Raw genomic sequence first — 3702 nt, 5'->3', positions numbered from 1 at the left:
TGGGGGGGGCTGCCGGCCGTCAGTCAGCGAGCCGGAGTTCGTTGAAGTCCTCGGCGTGCTCGACGAAGTCATCGGCCAATCGGCTGAACAGGTCGGCGAGTTGACGTACGTCCTCCGGCGACCAGTCAGCCGGAACCGTCCCGATGCCGCGGCGGCTCGCGTCTCTGACGAGGTCGACGTCGGCCAGCCCGGCCTCGGTGATCTGGACGCGCTGCGCCCGGCGGTCGTCCGGGTCGGGGACACGGACGACGTACCCGGCGTTCTCCAACTGCTGCAGCTGCCACGTGACATGGGAAGCCTCCACGGAGAGCCGTACCGCGAGGACCCCCGGGCGCATCGGCTCGCTCTCGGCGATGTTCCGCAGGATCGACACGGAGGCCCGGTCCAGCGACAGTCCGGTCTCGGACATCAGACGCTCGTGCTGACGGGCCCGTCCGGCGAGGTACGCGATACGGGTGAGGAGCCGCTCGATCTCGATCACGTCCGTCGGAGCGGCCGCTGCGGTGGGGCGCGGTGTGAACATACGACCACCGTAGCAGGAATTTGCCTAAGTCAAGCAATATTGAAGGGTGTGAGTTGGGCCCCGACATACGTCGGTTCCCCGGACCGCGCCTGGCCGTCCGGGGAACCGACGTACGGGAGTTGAGGCGGGGCCTCAGCCGATCTTGATCTGGTCCGTGCCGTGGCCGATGTGCGCGACGACCAGTCCGGCGGCGGACACCTCGGCGTACTCGGCGGTGTGGTAGCGGAAGACGCCGCCGACGTGCGGGCCCTTGCGGGACTCCACCGTCCAGCGCAGCTCGTGGAAGAAGAACCAGTCGTCGAAGTATCGCTTGACGACCTCGATGTCGCGGACGGTGTAGTGGTCGTAGAACTCCTGGATGAAGGCCTTCCGGTCGTCCGCGGTGTGCAGCTCCGTCAGGGTGCCGGTCCCCGCCACATAGTCGCGAAGGCCTGTCTGGACCTGGGGGTGCGCCTTCGCGACGATCGCTTCGACGTCGCCCTTGCGGTACGCGTCGAGCAGCGCGGCGTGCACCCCGGCCAGCGCGAACCTGCCGGCCAGCGCCCCGTCGTCGGGGTCGCCCGGCATCGAGTCCTGCTGTGTCCGGCCCCAGAAGAGCTCACCGGTGATGCCCCGGAGCCCATCGTCGGGAACAGCACGATGATGGGCCGCTCGCTCTCGGCGCCGGTGTTCTTGTCGCGTCCCCTGCCCGAGCCGCTCACGAAGGTGTAGTACCAGGAGGTGTTGATCTCCGCGACGGGGCGGATGCCCACCACGGCGGCGTACCGGTGCATGTTGCGGTAGCTGTTCTCGATGTCCTCGTACGTGGCGACGATGCGCTGCGTCGGGATTTCCTTGCCCTCTTCGAGGACGGACACGACGGTGTACGCGTAGGGTCCGCTCGGTGCCAGTGTGGCCAGGATGCCCTCTACGATGTCGACGTACTCGGCCTCCACGTGTTTCCACGCGACCGCCGAGGTCTGCGCCTGGAGGTCCGAGGTGACGAGGAGTTCCTCGACCTTGGCCCGGTCTTTCATGGTCGTTCTCCTTACGGGGCCGAACTGCCCCGGTGGGGGAGTTACTCCGGAAGCGGTCGGGGCGCGGCCCCGACGATCACAGGGAAGCGCAGCGGCCTGACCGCTTGCTCCCGGCGACCTGACATCAGCCCGACGTGACGCACGTCACCCACATCCGCTCGGGAGCCATACCCACCGCTGAGTGATCTTTGGGTGCGGAGGCGGGGAGAATCTCCCTATGACCACGTCACCGCACCCTCTCGTCGTCCAGGCGCGCACACTCGCCGCCGAGGTGCTGGCCCCCCAGGCCGAACGCGTCGATCAGGAAGGGGTGCCGGCGAGCAGCATCGAGGCCATCAAGAAATCGGGGCTGCTCGGGGTGAACGCGCCCGTGGCGTGCGGCGGTTCGGGTGCCCCCAACTCCGTGGCACGCGAGATCGCGGAGATCCTGGCGGGCGCGTGCTGCTCGACGTGGTTCGTGCAGACGCAGCACTACACGCCGGTGCTGACTCTGGCGAAGAGTGAACTACAGGCACGTGAGCTCCTGTTGGGGAAACTGGCCACCGGTGAGCTGCTGTCGGGGGTCGCGTACGCGCATCTGCGACGGTATCCGCAGGTTCCGGTCCGGGCGGTACCGAAGCGGGGCGGGTGGCGGTTCCACGGGACGGTTCCCTGGTACACCGGGTGGGGGCTGAACGATGTGATGCTGCTGGCCGGGGTGACGGACGCCGACGAGGTGGTGTTCGCCTTCACGGAAGCCAAGCCGCAGTCCGGGTTGAAGGCGTCGGCGCCGATGCGGCTGGCGGCGCTCACCGCCTCCCGTACGGTCTCGCTCCACCTCGACGGGCTGTGGATCCCCGATGACAACGTGGCCCTGCATGCCCCGTACGAGACCTGGGCCGCGGGCGACCGGCCCAAGCCGACGAACGCCTCGCCGGCGGTGTTCGGCGTCGCCGAGTCGGCCCTCTCGCTGCTCGACCAGGACGACGCCACGACGAAGGCGCTGCGTATGCGGCTGGACCGGGTACGGCGCCAGGCGTACGCCCTCGCCGACCATCCGGCGCCCCACGAGCACACGGAGGAGCGGCTGGCACTCAAGATGAAGGCGTACGGGTTGCTGCGCAAGGCGACGACCGCCGCGGTCGTGGCCGGCGGCGGGCGCGCCCTGGACCTGGACAACCGGGCCCAACGGCTGGCACGCGAGGCGTTGTTCCTGCTGGTGCAGGGGCAGACCGCCGAGGTGCGCCAGGCACACCTCGACTCGCTGTCCGCCGCGTCCTGACTTCCGCGGGGGTCTTGCGCTCACGCGTAGGCCCCCGCCGCGTATGTGGGGGACCGGTCCCGGGAGTCAGCACTAAGGTCGGCGTTCTTCCCAGATCCAGCGTCTCTCTTCACGTTCCGGAGCCTTGGATGATTCTGCTCTTCGCTCCTGTCTTCTGCATCTTCGCCTGGATGGCGTGGTCGGTCCTTCGGATGAGCCACCTGCCGCCCTGGCGTCAGTGGCTGCCCACCATGTTGCTTACAGCCGCGGCGTGTTCCTGGTTCCTCCTCGCGGCCTCCGACGCCCCGGCCCTATGGGTGTTTTACCTGCCCATCGGCATCGCCCTCGCATCGTGGGCCGTGAGCTTGCGAGAAAGCGTCGCGGCGGGCAGGCAACCGGACGAGGAACCTGTCTGACCCGCTACGGGGTTGCCGTGCGGAAGAGGGTCAGGAGGGCCTGGGCCGGTGGGGCGCCGGCGTCGAAGAACTGCGTGCCGAGCGCGGGTGGCACGGCCATTCCGTGCATGCGGACCTCGTGGCAGGTGAAACAGAACGCCGCCTCGAACAGCGGCATTTCGAGAGTGTCCTCGTACGCCCGCACGCTCCAGCCCGGCGAGAAGCCGCAGCGGTGCTGTTGGCTGCCGGGCAAGTTCTCGATCAAGGCCAAAGCGTCGGCGACCTCGCTCCCGGCCCAGTGGGCGACCACCCTGCCGGGGTACGGGACGCCGCGCCCGGCCGGGAGGGCCGATATGCGTACGACCTCGATCAGAGCGGTGGCGGCAACGGCTTCGGCGGGGAGCAGCATGCGCACAGTCTGCCAACCAACCCGCCGGTAACTTCTGGGAGCACCCCCTCCCCCACCCCTCGCCCTGTCGTCGACTACACATAAAGGGGAAATAAGCGCAGAATGAATGTACGCGGCGC

The 3702-nt window shown here is 68.5% G+C and carries 6 protein-coding genes; 2 read left to right on the top strand and 4 right to left on the bottom strand.

The features are described from left to right. Window positions 1-19: 19 nt before the first annotated feature. The 3 genes from F3T56_RS45300 to F3T56_RS45290 all read right to left on the bottom strand — a co-directional run bounded on the left by F3T56_RS45300 (window position 20) and on the right by F3T56_RS45290 (window position 1539). The gene (locus tag F3T56_RS45300; protein WP_149831289.1) at window positions 20-523 is read right to left on the bottom strand and encodes a MarR family winged helix-turn-helix transcriptional regulator; all 504 of its coding nucleotides are present in this window, start codon (window positions 521-523) and stop codon (window positions 20-22) included. A 132-nt stretch (window positions 524-655) separates the two neighbouring features. Continuing rightward, window positions 656-940 carry a hypothetical protein gene (locus F3T56_RS45295; protein WP_149831288.1) on the bottom strand — a complete coding sequence of 95 codons (285 nt, stop codon included), beginning with the start codon at window positions 938-940 and terminating at the stop codon, window positions 656-658. Continuing rightward, a complete protein-coding gene (locus F3T56_RS45290; RefSeq protein WP_149831287.1) occupies window positions 919-1539 on the bottom strand; it encodes a hypothetical protein in 621 nt (206 codons plus the stop codon). Before F3T56_RS45290 ends, F3T56_RS45295 begins: the two co-directional genes overlap by 22 nt. A gap of 217 nt (window positions 1540-1756) precedes the next feature. Here F3T56_RS45290 and F3T56_RS45285 point away from each other — a divergent pair, with 217 nt between their 5' ends. Continuing rightward, complete coding sequence (locus F3T56_RS45285) at window positions 1757-2800, top strand: acyl-CoA dehydrogenase family protein (RefSeq protein WP_149831286.1); 1044 nt, start codon at window positions 1757-1759, stop codon at window positions 2798-2800. Window positions 2801-2928: 128 nt separating this feature from the next. Further along, a complete protein-coding gene (locus tag F3T56_RS45280) occupies window positions 2929-3195 on the top strand; it encodes a hypothetical protein (RefSeq protein ID WP_149831285.1) in 267 nt (88 codons plus the stop codon). 4 nt (window positions 3196-3199) lie between these two features. On the opposite strand, the gene F3T56_RS45275 is transcribed toward F3T56_RS45280, so the two are convergent. After that, window positions 3200-3583, bottom strand: a complete 384-nt coding sequence (locus F3T56_RS45275; protein ID WP_149831284.1) for a hypothetical protein — start codon at window positions 3581-3583, stop codon at window positions 3200-3202. Window positions 3584-3702: the final 119 nt, after the last annotated feature.

The organism is Streptomyces tailanensis (assembly GCF_008386495.1).
Classification (GTDB): Bacteria; Actinomycetota; Actinomycetes; order Streptomycetales; family Streptomycetaceae; genus Streptomyces; species Streptomyces tailanensis.
The sequence above is the reverse complement of the archived record's forward strand: the minus strand, read 5'-3'. Positions and strand labels throughout refer to the sequence as shown.